The organism is Microvirga medicaginis, from assembly GCF_052658925.1.
Genome location: NZ_JBQWEL010000037.1, coordinates 1 through 23216, shown reverse-complemented (window position 1 = coordinate 23216; position 23216 = coordinate 1). Strand labels below are relative to the sequence as shown.

Genomic DNA, 23216 nt, shown 5'->3' with positions numbered 1-23216 from the left:
GTTTCCAGTCCGTCGTCACCGCCCGAGTGATCCTGGGCGGCATCGAGATGATCCATATGATGCGGAAGGGACAGGCGAAGTATGCCTGCAATCGGCAGCCGTCACTTGCCAAGCCGTTCGATCGGCGCGCGGCCTGAGCACTATCGTGTGTCTACCCTTTCTTGTCACTTCTGCAAATTTGCGACGCAACCAATTCACTGAGGTCGATCTCGAGAAGCTGAGAGTGCTTCTCGGTCACCGCTGTATCACGTCACGAGCAGCGGCTCACGTCCGAAGTCAGCTTCTGCTGTAGCAAAGTTAGCTGCAGAAGCAACACTGCTGAGGCTATAGACGCCGCCAGATGAAACGTCGGTAGCAGGTCACCTATACCAATCGGCGTGAAGGCTGCCTCATTCAGGGTTTTCAAACCGGCACAGGTCATGTCCTTTGGACTACGCGACTGGATCAATGCATGAGGATCAGCGCCGACTGGTATTAGTTTCGGCTTTATGCAGGCAAGTCACAATCAGCGGAATCCTCCCCCGCCACTGACATAGACCGTATCTGCCGTCATGAAATGGCACGCATCCGAGCACAGGAACAGGACCAGTTCACCGATTTCGTCAGCTTCGGCGTTCCTCTTCATTGGAATATCGTTCATCAGTCGCTCGACCATCTCCTTCGACGTTCCCGATGCGGCTTGGAAACCCGTGTTAACCGCTGCGGGCGAGATTGAAAGGCACCGGATCCCGCGACCCGCGAATTCGCGCGCCACGCCCATGGTCATCGTTACCACGGCACCCTTTGCCGAGGCGTAATGGACCGATGTTCCTGGACCACCTCGCTTGTGCGCCATGCTAGCCACATTCACGATAGTACCGCCGCCATTCTCCAGCATGTGCGGAAGCACCTCCTGCATGCCGTAGAAAGTGCCTTTCACGTTCAAATCAAAGCTCAGATCAAACAGCTCGTCGTCGATTTCAAGAAAGCCGCAGCGCTTCAATGCCGACCCTGCAGAGTTGAAGAGGAAGTGAATGCGCCCGAAACGTTCGACACCTGCTTGAACGAAGTTTCGGACGTCCGTGCGCTTGGTTACGTCGGTCTTGATGAAAATCGCCTCGCTTCCTTCTGCCTCGACGGCCTGCACGGTCTCCGCGCTGCCAGCGTCATTGATATCGCCACAAACGACCCGTGCGCCCTCGCGAGCGAAAATCACAGCCGCAGCCCGGCCGAGACCACTTGCAGCCCCCGTTATTGCGATCGTCTTCCCTCTAAAATAGTTTGGTGTTCTCGCCATCTTGGACCTCTTGAGAAACTGATTGCTGCCGCTCTTGTCTGCGCGGTTACGGAAGGGCTCCAGCAATCACTGTGCTTAGGGCTTTGCAGTTCTCAGCCGCGTGAAGGCCCGCGATGCGACCATAGACGGCGCCGCGCAATACCGACGTGGCGCCCGTGTACCGGCCGTAGTAGATGCCCATGGTCTCGCCGGCTGCGTACAGTCCGGGTATCGCACGCCCGTCATGGTCGATGACCTGCGCCAAAGTGTTGCAGCGAAGTCCACCGAATGTGAAGCAGTTTGCAGAGCTGATCGGCCATGCGCGATAGGGCGGCTTTACGATGGGACGGGCCCAGTTGGATTTGGGCGGCTGTAGGCTGCGGGTCGCAAGCCCATCCTTCTCCAGCGGCTTGAATTCGCCGGGCACGGTCGCGGCATTGAACTCGGCTACCGTTCGTTCCAGGTTATCGGCGCACACGCCAATCTGCTCAGCGAGTTGAGCCAGCGTATCCGCCTGATAGGGTTTCTCGTCCGTTCTGACTGTTCGCTGCCAGTTCGGCACATCATCGAGACCCGCATCGGAGATGGCATACGCGATACCGCCCGGCAGGCGATTGATGACCCGTGAGATGTTCTCGTAAATCGCGTCGACGGCGTCCGACGCTTCGTCGATGAAGCGCCCGCCGTTCTGATCGACGAGAATGCCATAGGGGAACATGAACACGATTGGCTCGGAGACGCCGGACCGCGGATCGATAGGCTCTGCGTGGTACTCGGCGAAGTCCCCGCATGGTGCTGCGCCGACGGCAAGCCCCATCCGTATTCCTTCGCCCCTGTTGTAGTATCCGCCGCGCGCCACCGGCCGAATATAGCGCGATGCCGGGCCCAGATAGCGAGCCTGCATCTCGGCATTACCCTCGAAGCCTCCGCACGCAAGCACGACGGCTCCCATGAAACGATGATTGCGGCTCTCGCGCGATGTTGCCCGTAGGCCGACAATTCGACCGTTCTCGTTCTGGATCAGTTCCTCCGCCGTCGTTTCATAGAAGAACTCGACTCCGAGTTCATCAGCTCCTTTTGCAAGGGCCTCCAGCAGAGCCCATCCGCCACCGACCGGGCTAATGCGCGTCGTCGATTGCGTGATCAGGTAGCTCGCCATGTCAGAATAGGTGACACCGAACTGCTTCATCCATTGCAGTGTCGGACCTGCTTGCGCCGCAAGGGTCGCGACGATCTCGGGGTCGGTGAACGACAGCGATTTCACAATGGATGGCCATTGCTCATAAGGACGTGCCGTTTCCTGAACGAGGCTCGGATCGAGGTGGAAGCCCGAGTTCGCCATGAAGTGCTCCTCGAAGTCGTCCGACACCTCATGCTCGTTTTTCATCCGCAAGAATGCCTCGGTCCAGCGCGTGTTGCCGCCGCGTTCCTCGAAAGGCGCGCGCTCAAGCACCGCCACCTTCGCGCCCCCCTGGGCCGCCGAGACCGCCGCCGACAGGCCGGCGATCCCGCAACCGGCAACAACGACATCATATGTCCGTATCATGGTGTCCTCTGTGATAAGAATTGCTTACGCCTTCGTTTCCCAACGGGTGAAGCCGAGCTGGGACGGATCGGGGCGCATATCCGCGTTCGATTGGCGCTCCTTAAGGACCCAGCGGCCTTCCTCCTGGATCAGCGTGTCGGTATAGACGGTTTGCAAGTATAGTTTGGGGGCCTCCCCCTTGCTCACTCCCGTCAGGAGGACATAAACGGAGCTTGAAACCGTTCCATCGCTGTTGCGTTCGACGAGCACCTGATTGTTCCAGTGCCGCGTCTGGATTCCCTTGTCGATCCAGCGCTTGAAATGGTCCGCTGCGAAGACCTCCAGTTCGGCTCGGCCGTTGCACTCGCCAAACGTGGACGAGAGATACCGCCCATTCTCCGCGTAGCATTGTGCCCAGCCGCGACCGTCGCCCGAGTCGACCGCCCTCGCATAGCGAGCGTAGAGCTGCATGATTTCAAAATAGTCGTTGGTCGATATGTCCATTGGATGCCCTCCCACGCCACCTCGTTGTTCTGGCGTTTTTCCTTTCACAGAGCCCTAATTGCGTTCGGACACTGCCTTCTCGGGGTGAAGTGCTGGGAATCAAACCTTGATGGCGAACGGGTCGCGTTCCTCGTCCGAAAAGTCGATCATGACGTTCTTCGTCTGGAGGAATTCATCTAATGCGATAACGCCGCGTTCCTTTCCATAGCCGGAGTCCTTGAACCCACCGAATGGCGCCATGACCGATGCCGCACGATAGGTGTTCACCCAAACCGTTCCGGCGTGAATCGCACGGGACATGCGCAGCGCACGTGAAAGGTTCGTTGTCCAGACGCCTGATGCGAGACCGTACTTCGTATCGTTTGCAATGCTGATCGCCTCTTCTTCCGTGTCGAACGGAATGATCGAAAGTACCGGGCCGAAAACCTCCTCTTGAGCTAGCGTCATGGAGTTGCGAACGTCTGTGAATATCGTCGGCTCGATGAAGAAGCCATTCGCGAGGTTTTCACCGGTCGCAGCTTTTCCTCCGCACGCGAGGGTCGCCCCCTCTTTTACGGCGTTGTCGATCGAGGTGAGTATACGCTTGAACTGGGGCTCATTGGCGGCAGTGCCCATTTCAGTGCTCTTGTCGAGCGGATTGCCCAGCTTGATTTTTCTCGCCCGTTCCACAAGCCGTTCGGATACCTGCTTATAAACGCCACGCTGTACGAGGAGTCGCGACCCAGCAATGCAGGTCTGTCCCGTCGCCGCAAAGATCCCAGCTAGCGCGCCGACGACAGCCCGGTCGAGATCGGCATCGTCAAAGATGATGTTCGGGGACTTGCCGCCCAGCTCTAGTGTCACCGGGACCAGAGCTTTTCCCGCATCGGCCGCGATCTGGCGACCGACAGCCGGACTTCCAGTGAAGCTTACGCGGTCGACGCGGCCACTCGTCAGAAGTGCCTGGCCCGCGCGGTAGTCGCCCGTGACGACGTTAACGACACCCGGCGGGAAACCGGCTTCCTTGATGAAGCTGGCGAATTCAAGCGTGGTGACCGAGGCGTGCTCCGATGGTTTGATGACCACGCAGTTGCCTGCGGCAAGCGCCGGTGCGAGCTTGTTGGACAGAAGGCCCATCGGCGAATTCCATGCCGTGATGAGCACGGCGACTCCCACCGGCTCACGACGGGTGAAGTCGAATACATTCCGCTGGTCGAGCGGAATGGTGTCGCCGAAGATCTTGTCGGCGCAGCCGGCGAAGAAACGGTACGCACGTGCCGCAAAGCCCATCTGGCTGTAGGTTTCGCGGATCACCTTGCCGTTGTCGGTGGTTTCCATGATGGCCATGCGTTCGGCATTCGCATCCAGAATGTCGGCGAGCCTGTGGAGAAGTTTGGCGCGATCATAGCCGGAGGTCTTGCTCCAGACGGTGTCATAGGCGTAACGCGCGGCCGCAATGGCATCGTCCACCTGAGCAGCGCTCGCTTGGGGGACCGATGCCCACTCTTCGCGCGTGTACGGATTTATGGCGGGGAAATATTCCTGATTGGCGGTCCTCACCCGTTCATTGTTGATGAAGAGATCATAAGTCTTAGCCATGGCCGTTGCCTTCCTATGTCAAAATCTAAGCGTGAATGGAGCCTGATGACGCGTTCAGGCTGCGAATTTCGGCCGCAAGGTCTGACGAACGACCTTTCCGGCTGAGAGGAGATCGAACCCCTTGTTGAGGGTGGAAAAGCTGACATCGCCGCTACGGAGCCGGTCGACGGGAAGGCGTCCCGCCAAATAGAGCTCCATGAACCGGGGAATGTCGCGCTGTGGAACACAACTCCCCATGTAGCTGCCCTTTATGGTCCGCTCGTCAGACACCATCGGTGCATGCGCGTAGGCGACTGTCTTCGTCGGATTGGGCAGACCGGCGCTGATGGTCGTGCCGCCTCGGCCCGTGATGGCATAGGCGGTCTCCATTGCTGGGATCGAGCCTGCCATTTCAAAGGCGAAATCGACGCCTCCATCGGTCAGGTCGCGCACCTCGTCCACCGTCCTGTCCGTGCCGGAAAGAACAGCGTGAGTGGCGCCGAGCGATATGGCCAGCTCCAGCTTCTCGATACTGAGGTCTACGGCAATGATCGGATAGGCTCCCGAAGCGACGAGGCCGATCAATGCATTCAGTCCAACGCCCCCTAGCCCTACCACCGCCGCGCTATCGCCCGGGCGGACCCTGCCCGTGTTCATCACGGCGCCGACGCCAGTCACGACAGCGCAACCGAACAGCGCTGCCACTTCCAGCGGCACGCTCTTGTTGATCTTGACCAGCGAATTTTCCGCGACGACGGCATATTCCGCAAAGGTCGACAGTCCGGAGTAATGATGGATTTCGGCACCGTCGCAGGAGATGCGCCGCGCCCCGGACTGGAGCGTTCCTTCCGCTCGCGCCTGCCAGGACCGCGTGCAAAGATTGGGGCGACTGTTGGAGCAGTAGCGGCATTCGCCGCAACTGGCGACGAAGACGGCCACGACATGATCGCCAGGGCTGAACCGGCGCACGCCGGCGCCGACCTCTCGAACGATGCCGGCCGCCTCGTGCCCCATCACAGTCGGAACCCTGCGCGGGCGCAGCCCCTCGATGGTCGACAGATCGGAATGGCAAAGGCCGGCCGCCTCCACCTCGATCAGAACTTCGCCTTCGCCGGGAGGATCGAGCCTGACCTCCTGGATGTGGAGTGGGAGCGATCTCTCGTAGGGTTGTGGCAGTCCTTGCTCGAAGAGAACGGCAGCTTTCATCAGCATCGTACTTGCTTCCTGTTGATCTTACGGCGGTCAGGCGGCAATGGGATCGACATCGAGACGCACGACATCGCCCTCCAGACTGCTGGACACTGCGGGGTAGCGCCTGAGAACCAGGGGGTCGTGGCCGGGAACGACATGGTCCGGACTATCGGCAAGCGAGAGGCATGTCTGGTAGCCACGCACCGTGTCCTGGAAATTGTAGAGCACCGGAAAAGGGTTGTTCTGCTGGAAGTTGACGTAGAAATGTGAGGCATCGGACGCCAGCACGACCCAACCGCGCCGGGTATAGACACGCACCACCTGCATGCCGGCTGAATGGCCGCCAACCTCGTGAATGCTGACGCCTGGCGCGATCTCGCTCGATTTCTCATGGAAGATGACGCTGCCTTCGAACAAGCGCTTCACCACCGTGCAGACATCGTCGACCAAGAAGAAGCTATTTACCGCAGGTATGCCCATGTCCTGGCTCGTGACATTGCGCATTTCGGCGACCTGCAGATGCACCTTGGCATTGATGAACTTGTCTATGTTGCCGGCGTGATCCCAGTGCATGTGAGTGATGACGACATCCTCCACCTGCGCAGGATCAATGCCGATCGCCTCCAGGCCCTTGGTTGGACAGCGGATGAATTCATGTCCGCGCTGAGTGCATTTCCAATCGCGCGATCCTGTATCGATAACAATGATACGCTGCTTGTTGCGGATGACCCAGACGAAGAAATCCATCGGCATCGGTGCCTCATGGACGTCCTTGCCATGACAAAACAGGCAGTTGTGGAAGCGCATCCGATATGGGCTCGTGGCATAGCGGATCGCATAGACTTCATAAGGCTCTGGCGTGCTCATGGGCTCGTCTTCCTTGTCGTGTTACCTTTTGGAAGTGAAGAGCGCAGCCGGATCCGCGTCTTGTTCGCGGATCCGGCTGGATATCAGCGCATCATGATGGTCGGTAACCATAGTGTGATCTCCGGGTAGGCCAGCAGTAGGCCCAGTGTGATCAGTTCCAGGAAGACGAATGGAATTGCACCTGTATAGACCTGTCTGGTGGTCACCTTTCCCTTTCCTGCCCCGGCAACTACGAAGAGGTTGAGCCCCACTGGCGGCGTAATGCAGGACAGCTCGATCAGTTTCACCATGATGATGGCAAACCAGATCGGATCGTATCCGAGCCCAGTGACGATGGGATGCACCACCGGCACGGTCATGACCATCATGGAAATCGGGTCCATCAGCATGCCGAGCACGATGTAGAGCGCCACCAAAGCCATCAGCAGCACCCAGGCCGGGAGCCCAAGATCCTGAATTACGCCCAGTGTGTCACCGATGAAGCCGGTCACTAGCAGCAGGCGGGAAAAGGCAAGACCGCCGATCACGATGAAGAACATCACCGCAGTGGTCGTCGCGGCCTCGGACATGCTGCTGGTGATCGTGTATCGGTTCATGCGACCCGTCGCCATGATGACGACGATCGCTCCGACCGCGCCGACCGCACCGGCCGCTGAGGGAGACACCAATCCGGAATAGATCCCGCCAACCACAATGAGCGCGATAAAGGCAATCGGCCAGACGGACTTCAAGCTTGCGATGCGCTGTCTAAGCGGGAAATGACGCTCCGTAGGGGGCGCCCATTCCGGCCAAATACGGACGAATATGGCAATGCCGACGAGATAGACGAGTGCAGTGAGAATGCCTGGGATGATGCCCGCAATCAGGATCTGTCCGATGGACTCGTTCGTGAGCACGCCATAGAGCACCATGGTGATTGACGGAGGGATCATGGCTGCGAAGGTGCCAGCGGCTGCGATGCAGCCCGCCGAGGCTGCCCGATCATAGCCAAGCTTGATCATCTCGGGCAAAGCGATGCGCGTGAACAGCGCCGCACCGACAATTGTGGAGCCATTGACCGCGCCGAACGCCGCCGAGGCGCAGGTCGTCGCCATGTAGAGACCGCCCCTCACTCGGGAAAGCCACATGTCGGCCGAGCGATAGACGTCGGCAACGATACCGGAAGACCCCGCAATCACTCCCATAGCCACGAACATCGGAACGGCCGCGAAGGTATAGGAACTGGCAGTGGCGAAGGGAAGCGTACGGAAGGTGGTGAGGGTGAAGCCAGAGCCAGCGGTGAGATACATCCCCACTGCGGAAGCCGTGATCATCGCGACCGCGACAGGCAGTCCGATCGCCATCATCAGGAGCATTCCGCCGATACACAGGCAAGCGATTGTAAAAGGATCCATCAGCCTTGCTCCAGATGAACTGCTTCCGCGCTCGAAGCGCCGCGATGCGACAGGGCATCTTTCGGCCAGAGAATTGCCCAAACGATCTGACGAGCGGTTTCGAAGGCTGCGATGATCAAACCAGCAGCCGACAGGAGCTTCGCGAGCCAAATGGGCACGGGCACGTAGCCGGCGGATACTTCCGATGCCAGCCAAGCAGCGTGGGCACCGTCGACTGCCTCAACCGCAAGCAACAGGAAAGACAGGAAGGTAAGGACGAGCGCACAAAAGAAAGCGATGAGCTGGCATCGGGTGGAGAAGCTCTGAATGACGATGTCAACCACGACATGCTGGGCATGCCGCTGCGCGTACGGCAATGCGAGAAAGATGGTCGTCGCTAACAGAGACTCGGTCAGTTCGACCGCGCCCATCACCGGACTGTTCAAGAGGGCGCGGCCGAAAGTGTCGACAGTGCCGATAATGACGATGAGCGCGACGCAGACGCTCGCGATGACCATGGCGCTGAAGCACAGACCGCCACTGATGCGATCGATCGTGGCTGCGAGTCCCTGCGGCTGTGGAGCCGCAGGGAAGATGCTTCCGTCAAGATGATGGGAGCCGGAGACATTGCTCATTTGGCAGCCTCCATGACCTTGCGGGTGTCGACAACCACACTCTTGGCTTGCTCGCAGAGATTCTTGCCGCACATCGTTTCTTCCCATGTCTTGAGCATGTCCGGGAAGGTTGCGTTAAGCTTGTCCTGCTCTTCGAAGTGGATGACCTTGGCACCGGCCCTTTCGGCGTCGGCCAGATGCTTCTTCTCAGCGATGTCGAAATTCTCCTTCTCCCAGGCAACCGCGACATCATAGGCCTCCTTGAAGATCTTCTTCAGGCTGTCCGGATAGGCCGCGAATTTCTCGGCATTGGCGAAGGATGAATAGGCGGCAATCGCACCGAAGTTAATGTCACTCCAGTTCTTGGCGACCTCATAGAGCTTCAGGAAGCCCGAGTTTTCATTAGGATTGTAGCCACAGTCCAGACTGCCGCGCTGCAAGCCCTCGTAAATCTCGCCAAGTGGAACGTTGACCGGCACCGCACCGATCTTCTGCATGACGTAAGGCGGCCAGTCGCCAAAGGTGCGGATGCGCTTGCCCTTCAGATCCTCCATCGTCTTGATAGGCCTGGTGCACTGAAGCCTGTAGGGTGGAAGCCCGTGTATCAGGACGATCTTCAGCTTGTTCTTAGCCAGTTCATCCTGGATCGCCTTGTTGTTCGCGATCTGATACTCTTGGATGTCCATCGCGAGCTTCGGATCCTGCCAGGTCATGGGCAAGCTGTTGATCAGGCCCATCATCGGCCATTGCGCTGGATAGTATGTGGGCGGGAAACTGGCGAAATCGACCGCGCCGCTTGCAACAAGCTCCATCAACTCGCTTGGCCCACCGAGAGCGCCGGACCAGAAGAACTGGATCTTGACCTTTCCGTTGGTGCGCTTCTCGATTTCTTTGGCGAAGAGCTGTTCAGCCTGCGCGGATCCCCATGTTGGCGGTGCGAAATGCGCCCACCGCAGATTCATCCTCTTGATATCGTCCTGCGCATCCGCGGCACCAGAAAAGACGACAGCGGTCATGGTCAGCGCGAATGCACCGGATACTAGATTTGAAAGTTTCATTTCTTTCCTCCTGCTCGTTGTTTCGATGCTTGAAATCGCCGCAAGTCTGCGGTGACCAGCGCGCATCTCCAGCGTTCTGGCGCTTTTTTTTGATCTCGCTCTCCGGCGCCGGATCTCAGATGAGCGAGTTCTCAATCAGTCGCGGCCTGCTCCGAAGAGCAGGTGAGATTGCCAATCAATGATAGTCGCCGCTCGGGATCGCATTGTCGCATCAAAAAGAGGCGCGAGAGACGCGCTGGCATGATGCGCGGATGTCGCCATATCCAGAGAGACGGCGTTCAACGTTGGACAGCTCCTTTGATCTTCGAGGGTCGATTGTCTGAAAGAAACGGGATAAGAATTGCTCCAAGCTCGTGGGCGCGTCCTTCAAGGGTGATGCCGTCACCATCCTCGTGCTGCATCTCTGCCAACTCCGAATTTCGGATGAGGGCGCAGACCGCACCGCCTTGTCTACCGATGAGCATATCCTCTTCAGGCGTGACGATTTCCAGGACCAGCGTCTCGACGGGAATTGCGCGGTAACCCGAAGCGAGGTCGTAATTGAGGTTCGCAGAATAGAGTTTCGCCGATCCTTCTCCTGCCTGGAGTGTGTCGAGGACCAGCGCGTAGGCAAGCGCCTCTGCATGGGGCTTGGCATCGCTGAGAATTCCAGGCTGCCACCAAGCTGACGCTATGGTCCGGTAGATCATCGCCCATTTCTCGCTCTTGAGAGCTCGTGCGTCACGCATCTCAGCGCTCTGGCGATAGGGCCTCACAAACTTGTCAATGGCCTTGTTGCGGGCGAATTGGTCAGGGATGATGCTGTGGCTTTGCCCAGCCAGCACAAGACGCTTGACTTTGTCAGGGTGGCGTCCGGCGAGGGCTGTCGCTATTTTGTTTCCCGAGTGATGCCCATAGACATGAGCCGCGTCCGCGCCGAGCCGAGCGATGACTTCCGCGCAAAGATCGCCGAGGTCTTCGATGGCGATGCCGTCCTCCGCGGGCGCGGAATTTCCGAAACCTGGAAGATCGATGGCAACGGCCCGGAAATGTCCACTCAGCACGCCGATAAGGTCCAGAAACATCCGCGATGAGCGGCCGGACTGGTGGATCAGCAGTACGGTAACGCCATCCCCACCGGCGATGTAGTGGATTTGGCCAAACCGAGTTGAAAGGTAACCCCGTTCCAAGTCAGCATCTCCAATCGGAGTGACAACTGTAGACAGTTTATCCATTTACAGTCAACATAGGTTTTCGAGAAAGGGGCTGGCGTCCTCCGCTGCCCCCTTTGCTGCATTGAGCTGATCAGGGGAATCCTATGAAACTGACCGTTAAAGAGGCCCACGCTCTTGCATTCCAGGCGATGAGGGCCATAGGCCACTCGGAAGAAGAGGCAGGGATCATTGCGGATCATCTGCTCGATTGTGAACTGCGAGGAATAGGATATGGAGGGCTCGCGAGGGCGCTGTCAGTCGTAGAGCGCATCCGAAAGCGCCCGGAAGGTCGCCGCCCCATTTCCGTCGTCAGAGAAACCCCCGTCTCCGTGCTCCTCGATGGCGGCGATCAGGCAGGCTATCTCGTTGGCTACCGCGCAACAGTGATGGGGATCGAGAAGGCGAAGGCAAATGGCATCGCCGTCGCAGGAATACACAACACGTGGTATACAGGTATGTTCGCCTATTACATGGAGATGGCGACAAAGGAGGGGCTAGTCGGCATGGCGGCTGGCGCTTCTGATTGGCGGGTCGCCCCTGCTGGCAGCAACCAGGCGCGGTTTGGCACGAACCCAATGGCCTTCGGATTTCCCTCGTCGGGAGACCCGATCATCATTGATGCGGGCCTCTCGTCCGTGATGATCAGCGAGGCGACGCTGGCGAAGCGTCTTGGACAGGAACTAGCTGATGGTGTCGCCTATGATGCCGATGGGTTCCCCACGAAAGATCCCGCAAAAGGGCTCGAAGGGGCGTTCACCGTGTGGGGAGGGCACAAGGGCTCTGCCTTAGCCACCGCCGTTCAGATGTTCGGACTCCTGTGCGGCAGTGCTCTCAAACCCGATCCTCTCTCGGATTGCGCCCTGTTCCTCATGTTCATCAGGCCGGATCTCCTCATCGAGAAAGACATTCTGCGCAACCAGATTTCAGCCTATGCGGAAGCCGTTCGCTCCGCACAATCCATCGATGCACGTGATCCGCCGAGAATGCCCTTCGACCGCTCCGCAGACGAGCGTCGCCGTCGACTCGCCGAGGATGCCATAGACGTTGCCGATCACATTGTTCAGAGCCTTGAGGCAATCATCACGGAATCGGAGCGTATGGCCGCCACAGTTTGAAGCCTGCCGCTGTTCACCTGGGCTCCGCGGGCGGAGCCGCCCCGATCGGCTCCTGTCTTGAACGGTTGCCCGATAATTGGCTTCGAACAGCATCCCATCTGGCCGCAGATCGCGTCAGGGCAGGCTTCGAGACGTTCCTGCGCATGCCGTAACGCGCCGCGCGAGGGCTCAGCCGGCGTGCCCACCTTCAGTCGAAATCGAAGAGCTCGCCTAGAAAGGACTTGCACTTGTGGTGCTTCTGATGCCGTGGGTAATAGCGCGGATCGTAGGTTTGCTGCGGGTAGGACGGTGGCGCGCTGGGCTGATGCTGCGGCGGGATGAACAATGCAGGCTGCTGAGGCAGGCTCGATGCCGATCTCTCGATAGTCTTGTCCAGTTCGCCGCGATCCAGCCAGACGCCCCGGCATTGGGGGCAGTAATCGATCTTGATTCCCTGGTGCTCGGTCATGACTAGGTCCGAGTTATCAATGGAGCATTTCATGGACTATCATCTTCCGATGAGAGGCTTCGGATATTGCCTACTCAAGGTGGGGAGACCTGCCGTTCCTGCAAATGGCAACGGGATTGATGCCGCAAGGACCACCCGATCAGAATCAATCTCTCGCGAGGCCCATCGTGTGGGCTCAGATGACCCTTGCTCCAACAGCCTGAGAATTGTGAATCAGGCTTTGCACGCGCCGATGCCGCGCGAATTGTCGGAAGGCCGCCGCCACGCAAGGACATCCATAGTCATCCAGGAACAACGCCAGGAGGGCGAGATCGTTGGCTAGGCAAGCCTTTCCGATGCCGCCTTCTGCGCGCGGAAAATCGATGCGCTATCGAGGCTGAAGCGGAAGCATCTGTCATCAGCTAGGCGGGAGCGCTTCACGTGCAGGTGAACGGGCCGGCCTGGATTGCCCGGATCACAGATCCTGGCACGGGGCCGACCTTAGTCGCATTTTCGCAATGGGGCTGCGAGGCGACCTTCACGTGGCTTCGCTTGAGGGCTCAGATTAACCCATTGCAGTCGTTCGCGGATGGTCGGTTGAACGTCGGTGCTAGGTGGCAACAATCATTGGCAGCCCCCGCCAATTCTGTGTGTGTTGCGCAGGACTCCTTGTGCTCCCCCGACATCCGCCGAAGAAGGTGTACCCGATCACTGTTTGCCACTCATTGCCCCCGAGGTAATCGACCGGCCCTCCCTTCTCGGGCAGGTTCAAGCATATCGACGCCCCGGCCGGGATCCGGCCACAGCAGCAAGGAGAGCACCGTGCCCGCCAAGTCCACCGCCGCCACGGAGAGTTCAGCCACGGCGAGTTCCGTCGCCGACGCCACCCGCGCCGTCGTGCAGGAGTTCCTTGCCGCCCGGCTGGCCGGGGACACCGAGCGGCTGGTCGCGCTGTTCGCCGACGAGGTCGACTGGGTGCTCGCCGACAACCCTGCCGCCCGCTGGATCCGCCCGCGCTCCACCGCCGCCGAATGCGCCGCCCAGTTCACGGAACTGATGGAATACACCGTATCCGAGGGAATACACCGTATCCGAGGACGCCCGCGCCTCGGTCGACACCTTCCTCGTCGACGGCGCTGACGCCGTCCTGATGGGGCACGTGTCGGGCACCGTCCGCGCGACGGGGAAGACCTTCGAGGGCCCGTTCGCGCTGCACCTCACCGTCGAGAACGGCCGGATCACCCGGCATCGCCTCTACGAGAACAGTCTCTCGATCGCCCAGGCGTGCATCCCCTGAGGGCGCAAGCGGTCGCGTCCCGAAGGGCTGTGCCGCGGCGGCGCGGGGAACGCGTGTCGTATGATCGTAGAGGGTCGAAACGTGACGTCGATGTCGAGGCCGCGAAATGACCCCTTATGGCACTTCTCGGAAGTGGATCGAATGTCAGCTCTGGCAGGGAATATCGGACGTCCCGGACGGGCATCAGATTTCCCTGATTGACCCGAAACAGTCCTTCACAAACGGGAACTTGCAGGGCATTGTTGAAATGAAGTTTCATAGCTATGCCTATGGCTAAGACCAAAGTTCATGCCGGGCTGATGCGCGACTGCCTCCTTTTTCACCGGTCGCCGCTTGACGGCTGACGGTTGGCCTGCCTTATTCAGAAACAAACATGTCTGTTGGTTTTTGCTCTCCTCCCGCAGTGGATGTCCGGTGAGGTCGAAAGTTCGCATGGAAAAGGCCGTACGAAGAACACAGGAGGAAAGAGCTGCCGAAACCCGGCTTCGTCTCCTTGATGCTACGATTACGCTTTTGCTCGAGCGCGGCTATTTCCGTATTACCACAACAGACATTGCCGCCGCTGCTGGAGTTTCACGCGGTGCGCTCACCCATCATTTCGCGAGCAAGGAAGAGATCGTCACCCGAGCTGTTCAGCATCAACTTCGAAACGTAACGGCCGATTTGCACAGGCTCGCTGACGAGCTGAAAGGGGCGTCGACCGATGACGTCATCGATTATCTGTGGGACATGATGGCTGGCGGATTGTTCCTCGTGACCTTGGAGTACCTGCCGGAAGCCCGCCATAACCCAGATTTCAAGGCGCAGATGGTGCCGGTCGTGAAGGAATTCCACGCGGCCCTCGATACCATATGGACGCGACTTTCCGAATACGCAGGGCTTGATCCTGCCCGTGCGCAGGTGATGCTGAATGCCACGATGTGCCTCATCCGTGGCATGGTCGCCCAAACAATCGTGCGCGATGACCCAGACTATTTCCAGAATCTTCTCGCCTACTGGAAGGATCACTTGCGGGAAACATTCATCCTGAAGGAGTGTGCCGCGAAACAGTAGTCCCGCTGAGCAATATCGCTCGCACCTGTAATCATTCTACCCTTTTGAAACGTAGCGCCACTGATTGCCCACGATGGCGAATGGCTAAGACGGAGACACCCACTATCATGTCGCTTACACTGCTTACGAACGCCAGGATTGTCGATGGCACGGCTGACGAGCCAAGCGCTCCGATGCATGTTCTCATTGAAAACGACCGAATTCGGGAAGTATCCGAAAGCCGGATCACATCCGGACAGGCGCGGGTAATTGATCTTAATGGCAAGACATTGATGCCTGGACTGATCGACTGCCACGTGCACGTGATTGCGGGGCTCGTCAATCTCGGCCAAAATGCGCTACTTCCCGATGCAATCGTGGCTTACCATGCAGCCCGCATCATGAAGGGGATGCTCAATCGCGGTTTTACAACGGTGCGTGATGTGGGCGGAGCAACCTCCGCGCTCGTCGATGCACTGAACCAAGGCTTGATCGAAGGACCCCGCCTGATCGTCTGCGGCAAGGCCCTGTCGCAAACTGGAGGACACGCCGATTTTCGGGGGCCATACGATAACAGAAGCGCGGACTACCAGACGCGGCGGCTTGGTGCTCTCGGCCGTATCTGCGACGGTGTTGAGGCCTGCCGTCATGCAGCGCGTGATGAAATCCGCCAAGGCGCTCAGTTCATCAAGATCATGGCGAATGGCGGCGTTGCCTCTCCCACCGATCCCATCGCCTTCCTTGGCTTTTCCAATGATGAGATCCGCGCCATTGTCGAGGAGGCGCGCAATGCGCAGACCTACGTTTCGGCGCATCTCTACACGGACGAAGCCATCGCACGCGCCGTCGAGCTCGGCGTGCGCTCGGTCGAGCACGCGAACCTGATCGAAAGCAAGACTGCGGCGCTCATGAAAGAGCGCGGGGCGATTGCCTGCCCAACCCTCGTCACGTACGAAGCGCTGAAGAATGAAGGCGAGTCCCTCGGACTTCCTGCGACCTCTGTGGCCAAGATCGATGACGTGCGCCTACGCGGCCTCGAGTCTCTCGAGATTATGCAGCGCGCCGGTGTTACCATGGCATTCGGCACCGATCTCCTGGGAGAGATGCATCGTCACCAGTCGGAGGAATTCGTGATCCGTGGCCGCGTATTGCCGGCGGCTGAGGTAATTCGCTCCGCTACGAGCAACGCTGCGGAACTCATCGGCATGGCAGGGCAAATCGGAATCGTTGCACCCGGAGCCTACGCTGATCTGATCACAGTCGATGGCAATCCGCTTGCGGATCTGTCGCTGCTTACCAACCAAGGCCGCCACATGCCATTCATCATGAAAGGCGGTCAATTCACCAAAAACGAGCTCAACTAGCATAATACCAGAAAGGGAACTCACATGAATACCACTCGTCGCCAATTCATGGGCACGATCGGCGCCGCAACGGCACTGATCGGTGCGCCTTCTATTCTTCGTGCACAGGGGCAGGGAACATTTCGAATCGGAGCGCTCTGTCCGGTCACAGGATCCGGCAGCCCGTATGGATCCGGCATGCAGAAGATGATCATCGCCGCTGCCGAGGCAGTGAACGCAGCTGGTGGCGCTGCTGGGCGAAAAATCGAGGTCATCTCAGAGGACACGCAGACGAGCCCTCAGGCCGCCGTGCTCGCGGCGAAGAAGCTCATCGACGTCAACAAGGTTCAAGCCATTCTGGGGACCTGGTCGTCGGGCGTTTCGCTTGCAGTAGTCCCGCTCACCAATGACGCGAATATCATCCTCATGAACACATCTGGCGCGCCGGCGCTCTCGGTGCCGCCCGCCAATGCCAAGGGTTTGTCCTACCGCTTCCAAGCAACGAATGAGCGCTTTGGGCGCGCGTTTGCAGAAATCTGCGAGAAGGAAGGGTTCAAGCGGCCAGCTACGATGGCCTTCAACAATGCCTCAGGCATCGGCAATACGGAAGGCTTCCGCAAGGCTTGGGAGGCCAAAGGTCACAAGGTCGTCGAAAGCGTTGTCTATGAGCCGAACCAGCCGACCTATCGTTCCGAGCTGCAAAAAGTCTTGGCCGCGAACCCTGATGTAATCGTCACCGGCTCCTACCTAGCCGACACCACAATCATCATGCGTGAGTGGTACCAGAGCGGTCAGCCGGTGAAATGGGTTATGCCAGGATGGGCAGCCAGCCCTGACCTTGTGAAAGCTGTTGGACCTGATGTTGTCGAGGGCGTCATTTCCGTCGACTCGGTCTCTAACGAGAACGCTCCCTCCTACAAGGTTTATGACGAGGCATACCGGAAGGCTACAGGGCAGCCTGGACAGTCCAATGTTTATGCAGCCATGACATGGGATATGGTGCATGCGCTCGCGCTTGCCATTGAGGCGGCCAACGCCACCGACACGGCGGCGATCAACGCCAAGATCCGCGAAGTTTCGAACCCTGACGGGCAGCAGGTCTATACCTATGCCGAGGCTAAGGAAGCGCTGAAGAAGGGCAAGATCAACTTCGAGGGCGCCTCTTCGGTTCTCGATTTCGATCAGTACGGCGACGTGACGCCAGATTTCGGCGTTTTCTTTATCGAAGGCGGCAAGCTGAACCGCCGCTATGTCGTGAAGATCTAAGTGCTCTGTCCCAGTACCCGGCCCGGCATTCCGGGCCAGGTGCTGCAATTGGTCTTCCCATAGGAAAGACCACGTTTGTAGGTTGGCTATGTTCTATACCCAGTTGTTGGTAAACGGCCTTGTCCAGGGCCTCGTCATTGGCTTGGCGGCACTTTCGATCACGCTCGTGTTCGGTATCGCCCGATTTCCGAATGCGGCCACGGGCGACTTCATGACCTTTGGTGCCTATGCGGCACTTTCCGCTCATAAAGCGACCGGATCGATCGCATTTGGTGGCTTGGGTGCCATTGCCGCAACAGGCGTAATATCACTCCTGGCCTATCTGGCAGTGTTCCGGCGCCTGGCTGACCGATCAGTCGTGGCACTTCTGGTGGCTTCGATCGGTGTCGCCTTTTTCGTGCGAGCAGTGCTAGGTGTTGCGTTCGGACATAGTCAGCAGGTTTTCCAGGTGCCTCTCTCGCGTCCCTACGTATTTGGCACCATCAGGATTACGCCGCTTGATCTTCAACTGGCGGCAGTGGCGCTCGTGGCTCTCGGCGTCGTCTTCGCGATCCTGTATCTGACGCCTATCGGCCGTCAAATGCGCGCTGTCGCGGACAACCGGGATCTTGCGCGGGTCTCCGGTATCCGGCCGGACCGTGTGATGATCGCGCTCTGGCTGCTCGCGGGCGGCGTCGCCGGAGTGGCGGGTATGATGCTGGGCATCAAGACCATCGTGACGCCGGAGTTCGGGTGGGAGATGCTGCTTCCGGCCTTCACGGCCGCGATCCTCGGGGGTATCGGATCCCCGGTCGGCGCCGTGGTTGCCGGCCTGATTCTGGGCGTGGTGCAGGAGGTTTCGACCCCATTTGTAGGCTTCACCTACAAGATCGCCCTCGCGTTTATCATCATGTTGGCTGTCCTCCTCATACGGCCGCGGGGCCTGTTCGGTCAGCTGGAAGGAGCCCGCTGATGGAAGCCTATCTCATCGCAATCGGCATCATAGCCCTCATCTATGTCATCCTGAGCCTCGGCCTCACTCTTCAGTACGGTCTCACCGGCCTGATCAATTTCGGACATGTCGGCTTCTTTGCGATCGGGGCCTACGCGAGCGCTCTGCTGGCTCTAAAGGGCGTGCCACTCGTCTTCAGCTTCGCGGCGGCGGCGGGGCTGGCTGCGCTCGCGGCCTGGCCCATCGGGCTGGTGTCGCTCCGCCTGCGCGACGACTATTTCGCGATCGTCACGCTCGGGTTCTCCGAAGTCGTTAGGATCGTCATCACAAGCGAGAAATGGCTGACGAGCGGCGTTCAGGGCATTCCCGGCATCCCGCGGCTCTATGAGGGCCTCGGGGGCTCCGTGGCCCAGGCCGCGGTTCTTGCCACGATCCTCGCCGTGACACTTTTCGGCGTGTGGATGATACGCCGCATCGCGGGCTCGCCGTTCGGACGTCTCATCGAGGCCATCCGCGACAACGAGGAGGCTGTACAGGCGCTCGGAAAGGATCCGGCCCGGTTCAAGATCCAGGTGCTCGTCGTCGGGGCCGGACTCGCCGGCGTGGCGGGCGCATTCTATGCCCACTACATCACGTACATCGTCCCGGATCAGTTCATCCCGCTCGTCACTTTCTATGTATGGATGGCAATCATCATGGGCGGCGTGGGGCGCGTGTCCGGCGCGGTCGTGGGCACCGCTATCTTGATGCTTTTTTTAGAAGGATCGCGCTTCCTACGCGACATCATCCCGGGAGTCTCCGAGGTTGACATGGCCTCGGTGCGCATCGGCGCGGTCGGCCTCCTTCTGATCCTGTTCATTATGTTTCGCCCGCAGGGGCTTATGGGGGATTATACGAAGCGATGAGCCTCGAGGTTCGTAACATCAGCAAGTCCTACGGGGGATTTCGAGCCCTCGACGGAGTGCGCCTGAAGGTCGACACCGGCTCCTTGTTCGGAGTCATCGGCCCCAACGGAGCCGGGAAATCGACCCTGTTTTCAGTCATATCGGGGTTCGTCCCCGCGGATGAGGGACAGGTTCTTCTGGACGGGAAGCCCATTGACGGCCTGAATCCTCCAGCGCGCGCGCGGGCCGGAATGGTGCGGACGTTCCAGGTGCCCCGCGAGTTCCGGCATCTGACCGTTCGCGAGAACCTGATGGCGGCCGCGCCGAACCAGACGGGAGAGGATCTGCTGGGCCTTTTCTTCCGTCCGGGCCAGGTCCGCGAGGAGGAGGAGGCGATCGCTGAGCGAGTCAACCGGACAATCAGCTTTCTCAAGCTGACCAAGGTCGCGGATCAGCCTTCCGGAAAACTGTCTGGCGGCCAGAAGAAGCTGCTCGAACTCGGCCGTGCGCTGATGGTCGAGCCGCGCCTGATTCTGCTCGACGAGCCCTTCGCTGGCGTCAACCCGGTGCTGATCGGCGAGATCATGGAGCGGATTGCCGAACTCAATGCGCAGGGGATTGGCTTCATCGTCATTGAGCATGATCTCGAAGCGCTGACCCGGCTTGTTCCGCGCCTCGCCGTCATGGACCGCGGCAAGGTCATCGCGGAAGGAGCGCCGCAAGCCGTCCTCGACGATCCCCTCGTGCGGGAAGCCTATCTGGGAGGTGTCTCGTGACACTGCTGGAAATCGATAATGTTCGCGGCGGCTATGCCGAGGTGGATATCCTCAACGGCATTTCGCTATCGCTGCAAAAGGGTGAGATCCTGACCGTCGCGGGTACGAACGGCGCGGGAAAGTCGACGCTTGCGAAAGCAATTGTCGGTCTCTTGCCGCGCGTGAGCGGCCGCATCGTTTTTGAGGGCACGGATCTCGTACCGCTTCCGACAGAAGCGCGCATTGCCCGCGGCATCGGCTATGTGCCACAGGTTGCGAACGTGTTCGGGTTGCTGAGCATCCTTGAAAACCTGCAGGTGGTCGTTGGCGTGAAGGATCAGGCCAGGCGGATCGCCGAACTGTTCGAGGCGTTCCCGCTTCTGGGCGAGCGCAGGCGGGCGCGGGCTGGCAGCCTCTCCGGCGGCGAGCGCCAGCAGCTGGCATTCGCGCGGGCGCTCATGACGCGCCCCCGCCTGATGATCCTGGACGAGCCCACGGCAGCCCTCGCGCCTGCGAAGGTCGCGGATGCCTTCGACCTGATCCGCAGGTTGCCAAGTCTCGGCGTCTCGGTGCTTGTCGTCGAACAGCGGGCGCGTCAGTCGCTCGCGATCTCGAACCGGGGTTGCATCCTGGATGGAGGACAAGTCGCCCTCTCGGGCGAGGCAGAAAGCTTGCTTGCGGATGACCGGGCAGCCGAACTCTATCTCGGACGAGCAGCGCATGCGTAATGAAAACTGCCGGTCCAGGCCGGCGCTCCATCAGAGCGGCCTTCAGTTCTTGAGCGCCTCCCCACGGACTGAATACGGATCGCCGTGAGAAATGCGCCCGAAAGAGGCACTTGGAGCAGGTTGCCGCTTCATGGAGGCGCAACCTGTTCCAGGGCATCAGTCGTCATGACAGGTAATCGAGAACTGTTGAAGCGAATGCCGCTGGTTGTTCAATGTTGGAAATGTGAGCGGCGTCCAGAACGACGGTCTTCGCCTGCCTGATCGAAGCAGCGATCAACTCGCCATCGGCGGGCGTGGTGGCCGGATCGCGGGAGCCAATGATCAGCAAGACGGAATTGGCGATATTTCTGATGGACACCCGTTGATCCATGTCGCGGATGGCGGCGCAACATCCCTGGTAGCCCTCCACTGGGGTCCGAAGGATCATCGTCCGCATCCGGTCCATCGTTGCAGGCGCAGCCTTTCGAAACTGCTCAGGAAACCAGCGCTCGATTGTCGGCTCGACGAGAGCTCCCATGCCTCCGCGCCGGGCTGTCTCGATGCGCCCATTCCACAGTTCAGCCGGTCCCATGTAAGCGGCAGTGTTGGCGAGAACGGCCTTATCGATCCGCTCCGGGGCGTGCGTCAGCATCCACATTCCAACCATGCCGCCGAGCGACAGCCCGCACCAGTGCGCCGTCTCGATTCCGAGTGCATCCATGATGCCGATGATGTCGTGACCGAGTTGATCCATAGAGTAGGGCTGCGCCGAGACAACGCTGTCGCCGTGCCCGCGCTGGTCATAGCGGACCACCCGAAAGTGCTCGGCCCAGACCGGAACCTGATCGTCCCACATGGAAAGGTCGGAGCTGAGTGAATTCGACAGAAGAAGAACCGGGGCTTTTGCAGGCCCATCAAGTTGTACGAAAAAATCGTCCCCATTTACGCGAATAATCGGCACGATCTTATCTCCCTTGGTTCATGCTTGTGACTCATGGGTGAGACGAGGGATCCGGGCCGCTAGCTAGCACGTGCTGGCTCGGCAGTGTCTGGCTCAAGGTCCCATTGTTTAGCTTACCCTCAGTTAAGGGCGCCTGCATCGGCCTGTCCAGCCAAAACACTCCCCAGTATGATCCGCTCGCATGGCGCGGCAACATGCAGAGTTTGGATGCCGGCAGGAAATCCGATCGCTGGAATCTTACGCCTGCGGCACGCCAGATTCGCCGATTTCGACACAATGCTGCAGCACTTCGGCGCCCGCCGTGTTCCATGTCGTAATCCCGCCGACCATGATGACTTGCGCCAAACCCTCTGCGAGCTCTGGCAATGTCAGGCCGAGCTTTACGGCATTGGCGGCATGAGCCTTTGCTCCGGCTGTGAACCCGCCCTGGACATCCAGGAGGGCAAAGATGAACTCCTTCGTTTTCAAATCCAGCGCACCCCCGGCCGTCTGATCCCGCATAACAAAGTCACGCATAAGCCCGTAGCCGGCAAAGGCCCCTGGAGCATACTGAGCGAGCAGCTGGTACTGCATTGGGACTTCGCCAAAGGTTGCGACAAAGCTGTCGATGCCCTTCCGAATTGCTTTCTCTGTAACGTCGCTCATTGTGGCTCCTGGCAATTGACATAGGGCAGCTGGATTCCTCCCCGAGAGCATCACGGGATCATCATGTTCGACCAATCTTCGTGGAAATGACTGCCCTGCGATGACCTTAGTGGCGGTTCAAGGACTGGGCAACCTGACCAGTCGCAGAACATTTAGGCTTATCTTGCCGTGGAGTTTCGACGTGTATTGAAACGAACACTCCTCGTGCCCATCCAGTGTGGATGAACCGCCGGAAATCACCTGCCTAAATTAGCCTGGAGTGGTCTCGACCTTTTCGATGAGGCAGAAGCCTTATCGATTGCAATGGACGGCGTGCGGGATCTCCCACGCTCTGCAGAACCGCCTCGCTGTCGGCCTTGTCGTGGTCCCGATAGAGAATGGAAGATGCCGCCGACCGCTCCGGTCTCCTTCCGGACTAGCGTGAACGCGGCCGTGAAGACGCGATCCTCAATCTCCTCACCATCGCGCCTGCGGAGTGAAACGACCTCATCTTCCATAGTCACCGCACGTTCTTCGAGGATCCAGGTTGCAGTGCTCAGATTCTGGCTCTTATCCCGGACGGGGAATTGGGTCATCCGAACGTCTTTGTGGGAGAGGCTATCTTCGTTGCGTTCAGTTTTGTGGATTAAGATCCATGGAGTCGTCTTCCCCAAGGATGGAGGGTGACACGCCCAATTAGGAGGACCATTCGACATTCGCAATGTCGGCTTGTGGCA

The 23216-nt window shown here is 59.3% G+C and carries 23 protein-coding genes and 1 pseudogene; 11 read left to right on the top strand and 13 right to left on the bottom strand.

Annotated elements, in window-relative coordinates:
- Positions 1-137: pseudogene (locus ACUXUR_RS25945) on the top strand (IS6 family transposase); the annotation flags it as partial.
- Between the two features lie 368 nt (positions 138-505).
- On the opposite strand, the gene ACUXUR_RS25940 reads toward ACUXUR_RS25945, so the two are convergent.
- The 10 genes from ACUXUR_RS25940 to ACUXUR_RS25895 all read right to left on the bottom strand — a co-directional run bounded on the left by ACUXUR_RS25940 (position 506) and on the right by ACUXUR_RS25895 (position 11113).
- Positions 506-1342 (bottom strand): SDR family NAD(P)-dependent oxidoreductase, encoded by an 837-nt coding sequence (locus ACUXUR_RS25940; RefSeq protein ID WP_445505239.1) that lies wholly within the window; start codon positions 1340-1342, stop codon positions 506-508.
- The gene (locus ACUXUR_RS25935; RefSeq protein ID WP_445505238.1) at positions 1323-2801 is read right to left on the bottom strand and encodes an FAD-dependent oxidoreductase; all 1479 of its coding nucleotides are present in this window, start codon (positions 2799-2801) and stop codon (positions 1323-1325) included. Before ACUXUR_RS25935 ends, ACUXUR_RS25940 begins: the two co-directional genes overlap by 20 nt.
- Before the next feature lie 24 nt (positions 2802-2825).
- Positions 2826-3284 (bottom strand): nuclear transport factor 2 family protein, encoded by a 459-nt coding sequence (locus ACUXUR_RS25930; RefSeq protein ID WP_445505237.1) that lies wholly within the window; start codon positions 3282-3284, stop codon positions 2826-2828.
- Between the two features lie 99 nt (positions 3285-3383).
- Positions 3384-4862: an aldehyde dehydrogenase gene (locus ACUXUR_RS25925; RefSeq protein ID WP_445505236.1), complete on the bottom strand. Its 1479-nt coding sequence runs from the start codon at positions 4860-4862 to the stop codon at positions 3384-3386.
- Between the two features lie 54 nt (positions 4863-4916).
- On the bottom strand, positions 4917-6053 hold the full coding sequence (locus ACUXUR_RS25920; protein WP_445505235.1) for a zinc-dependent alcohol dehydrogenase family protein: 1137 nt from the start codon (positions 6051-6053) through the stop codon (positions 4917-4919).
- A 30-nt stretch (positions 6054-6083) separates the two neighbouring features.
- Positions 6084-6899: an N-acyl homoserine lactonase family protein gene (locus ACUXUR_RS25915; protein ID WP_445505234.1), complete on the bottom strand. Its 816-nt coding sequence runs from the start codon at positions 6897-6899 to the stop codon at positions 6084-6086.
- 83 nt (positions 6900-6982) lie between these two features.
- Positions 6983-8293: a TRAP transporter large permease gene (locus tag ACUXUR_RS25910; RefSeq protein WP_445505233.1), complete on the bottom strand. Its 1311-nt coding sequence runs from the start codon at positions 8291-8293 to the stop codon at positions 6983-6985.
- Entirely contained in the window at positions 8293-8790 is a 498-nt protein-coding gene (locus tag ACUXUR_RS25905; RefSeq protein ID WP_445505232.1) for a TRAP transporter small permease subunit, read from the bottom strand. Before ACUXUR_RS25905 ends, ACUXUR_RS25910 begins: the two co-directional genes overlap by 1 nt.
- A gap of 113 nt (positions 8791-8903) precedes the next feature.
- Positions 8904-9944 carry a C4-dicarboxylate TRAP transporter substrate-binding protein gene (locus ACUXUR_RS25900; RefSeq protein WP_445505231.1) on the bottom strand — a complete coding sequence of 347 codons (1041 nt, stop codon included), beginning with the start codon at positions 9942-9944 and terminating at the stop codon, positions 8904-8906.
- 278 nt (positions 9945-10222) lie between these two features.
- On the bottom strand, positions 10223-11113 hold the full coding sequence (locus ACUXUR_RS25895; RefSeq protein WP_445505230.1) for an alpha/beta fold hydrolase: 891 nt from the start codon (positions 11111-11113) through the stop codon (positions 10223-10225).
- Between the two features lie 128 nt (positions 11114-11241).
- Here ACUXUR_RS25895 and ACUXUR_RS25890 point away from each other — a divergent pair, with 128 nt between their 5' ends.
- Positions 11242-12252, top strand: coding sequence for an Ldh family oxidoreductase (locus ACUXUR_RS25890; protein ID WP_445505229.1), 1011 nt, complete (start codon positions 11242-11244; stop codon positions 12250-12252).
- A gap of 187 nt (positions 12253-12439) precedes the next feature.
- On the opposite strand, the gene ACUXUR_RS25885 is transcribed toward ACUXUR_RS25890, so the two are convergent.
- Positions 12440-12733 carry a TFIIB-type zinc ribbon-containing protein gene (locus ACUXUR_RS25885; RefSeq protein ID WP_445505228.1) on the bottom strand — a complete coding sequence of 98 codons (294 nt, stop codon included), beginning with the start codon at positions 12731-12733 and terminating at the stop codon, positions 12440-12442.
- Positions 12734-13501: 768 nt separating this feature from the next.
- On the opposite strand from ACUXUR_RS25885, the gene ACUXUR_RS25880 reads away from it, so the two are divergent.
- The 9 genes from ACUXUR_RS25880 to ACUXUR_RS25840 all read left to right on the top strand — a co-directional run bounded on the left by ACUXUR_RS25880 (position 13502) and on the right by ACUXUR_RS25840 (position 20915).
- Positions 13502-13819, top strand: a complete 318-nt coding sequence (locus ACUXUR_RS25880) for a nuclear transport factor 2-like protein (RefSeq protein WP_445505227.1) — start codon at positions 13502-13504, stop codon at positions 13817-13819.
- Positions 13820-13829: 10 nt separating this feature from the next.
- Entirely contained in the window at positions 13830-13976 is a 147-nt protein-coding gene (locus ACUXUR_RS25875) for a nuclear transport factor 2 family protein (protein ID WP_445505226.1), read from the top strand.
- Positions 13977-14408: 432 nt separating this feature from the next.
- On the top strand, positions 14409-15029 hold the full coding sequence (locus tag ACUXUR_RS25870) for a TetR/AcrR family transcriptional regulator (protein ID WP_445505225.1): 621 nt from the start codon (positions 14409-14411) through the stop codon (positions 15027-15029).
- Between the two features lie 107 nt (positions 15030-15136).
- Positions 15137-16372 carry a metal-dependent hydrolase family protein gene (locus tag ACUXUR_RS25865; protein ID WP_445505224.1) on the top strand — a complete coding sequence of 412 codons (1236 nt, stop codon included), beginning with the start codon at positions 15137-15139 and terminating at the stop codon, positions 16370-16372.
- A gap of 24 nt (positions 16373-16396) precedes the next feature.
- Entirely contained in the window at positions 16397-17617 is a 1221-nt protein-coding gene (locus tag ACUXUR_RS25860; RefSeq protein ID WP_445505223.1) for an ABC transporter substrate-binding protein, read from the top strand.
- An 88-nt stretch (positions 17618-17705) separates the two neighbouring features.
- Positions 17706-18569 (top strand): branched-chain amino acid ABC transporter permease, encoded by an 864-nt coding sequence (locus ACUXUR_RS25855; protein WP_445505222.1) that lies wholly within the window; start codon positions 17706-17708, stop codon positions 18567-18569.
- The gene (locus tag ACUXUR_RS25850) at positions 18569-19453 is read left to right on the top strand and encodes a branched-chain amino acid ABC transporter permease (protein ID WP_445505221.1); all 885 of its coding nucleotides are present in this window, start codon (positions 18569-18571) and stop codon (positions 19451-19453) included. The genes ACUXUR_RS25855 and ACUXUR_RS25850 overlap by 1 nt, the downstream gene beginning before the upstream one ends.
- The gene (locus ACUXUR_RS25845) at positions 19450-20208 is read left to right on the top strand and encodes an ABC transporter ATP-binding protein (RefSeq protein WP_445505220.1); all 759 of its coding nucleotides are present in this window, start codon (positions 19450-19452) and stop codon (positions 20206-20208) included. Before ACUXUR_RS25850 ends, ACUXUR_RS25845 begins: the two co-directional genes overlap by 4 nt.
- Positions 20205-20915: an ABC transporter ATP-binding protein gene (locus ACUXUR_RS25840; protein ID WP_445505219.1), complete on the top strand. Its 711-nt coding sequence runs from the start codon at positions 20205-20207 to the stop codon at positions 20913-20915. Before ACUXUR_RS25845 ends, ACUXUR_RS25840 begins: the two co-directional genes overlap by 4 nt.
- A gap of 163 nt (positions 20916-21078) precedes the next feature.
- On the opposite strand, the gene pcaD is transcribed toward ACUXUR_RS25840, so the two are convergent.
- Both pcaD and ACUXUR_RS25830 read right to left on the bottom strand, forming a co-directional pair.
- Positions 21079-21855, bottom strand: coding sequence for a 3-oxoadipate enol-lactonase (gene pcaD / locus ACUXUR_RS25835; protein ID WP_445505218.1), 777 nt, complete (start codon positions 21853-21855; stop codon positions 21079-21081).
- Positions 21856-22092: 237 nt separating this feature from the next.
- Positions 22093-22500 (bottom strand): carboxymuconolactone decarboxylase family protein, encoded by a 408-nt coding sequence (locus tag ACUXUR_RS25830; RefSeq protein WP_445505217.1) that lies wholly within the window; start codon positions 22498-22500, stop codon positions 22093-22095.
- Between the last annotated feature and the right edge of the window lie 716 nt (positions 22501-23216).

Excerpts from the sequence above, each read along its gene's own strand:
- ACUXUR_RS25935 (WP_445505238.1), bottom strand. The coding sequence starts at position 2,801 with ATGATACGGACATATGATGTCGTTGTTGCCGGTTGCGGGATCGCCGGC.
- ACUXUR_RS25930 (WP_445505237.1), bottom strand. The coding sequence starts at position 3,284 with ATGGACATATCGACCAACGACTATTTTGAAATCATGCAGCTCTACGCT.
- ACUXUR_RS25925 (WP_445505236.1), bottom strand. The coding sequence starts at position 4,862 with ATGGCTAAGACTTATGATCTCTTCATCAACAATGAACGGGTGAGGACC.
- ACUXUR_RS25920 (WP_445505235.1), bottom strand. The coding sequence starts at position 6,053 with ATGCTGATGAAAGCTGCCGTTCTCTTCGAGCAAGGACTGCCACAACCC.
- ACUXUR_RS25915 (WP_445505234.1), bottom strand. The coding sequence starts at position 6,899 with ATGAGCACGCCAGAGCCTTATGAAGTCTATGCGATCCGCTATGCCACG.
- ACUXUR_RS25910 (WP_445505233.1), bottom strand. The coding sequence starts at position 8,293 with ATGGATCCTTTTACAATCGCTTGCCTGTGTATCGGCGGAATGCTCCTG.
- ACUXUR_RS25905 (WP_445505232.1), bottom strand. The coding sequence starts at position 8,790 with ATGGTCATCGCGAGCGTCTGCGTCGCGCTCATCGTCATTATCGGCACT.
- ACUXUR_RS25900 (WP_445505231.1), bottom strand. The coding sequence starts at position 9,944 with ATGAAACTTTCAAATCTAGTATCCGGTGCATTCGCGCTGACCATGACC.
- ACUXUR_RS25890 (WP_445505229.1), top strand. The coding sequence starts at position 11,242 with ATGAAACTGACCGTTAAAGAGGCCCACGCTCTTGCATTCCAGGCGATG.
- ACUXUR_RS25885 (WP_445505228.1), bottom strand. The coding sequence starts at position 12,733 with ATGAAATGCTCCATTGATAACTCGGACCTAGTCATGACCGAGCACCAG.
- ACUXUR_RS25875 (WP_445505226.1), top strand. The coding sequence starts at position 13,830 with ATGGGGCACGTGTCGGGCACCGTCCGCGCGACGGGGAAGACCTTCGAG.
- ACUXUR_RS25870 (WP_445505225.1), top strand. The coding sequence starts at position 14,409 with ATGGAAAAGGCCGTACGAAGAACACAGGAGGAAAGAGCTGCCGAAACC.
- ACUXUR_RS25865 (WP_445505224.1), top strand. The coding sequence starts at position 15,137 with ATGTCGCTTACACTGCTTACGAACGCCAGGATTGTCGATGGCACGGCT.
- ACUXUR_RS25860 (WP_445505223.1), top strand. The coding sequence starts at position 16,397 with ATGAATACCACTCGTCGCCAATTCATGGGCACGATCGGCGCCGCAACG.
- ACUXUR_RS25855 (WP_445505222.1), top strand. The coding sequence starts at position 17,706 with ATGTTCTATACCCAGTTGTTGGTAAACGGCCTTGTCCAGGGCCTCGTC.
- ACUXUR_RS25850 (WP_445505221.1), top strand. The coding sequence starts at position 18,569 with ATGGAAGCCTATCTCATCGCAATCGGCATCATAGCCCTCATCTATGTC.
- ACUXUR_RS25845 (WP_445505220.1), top strand. The coding sequence starts at position 19,450 with ATGAGCCTCGAGGTTCGTAACATCAGCAAGTCCTACGGGGGATTTCGA.
- ACUXUR_RS25830 (WP_445505217.1), bottom strand. The coding sequence starts at position 22,500 with ATGAGCGACGTTACAGAGAAAGCAATTCGGAAGGGCATCGACAGCTTT.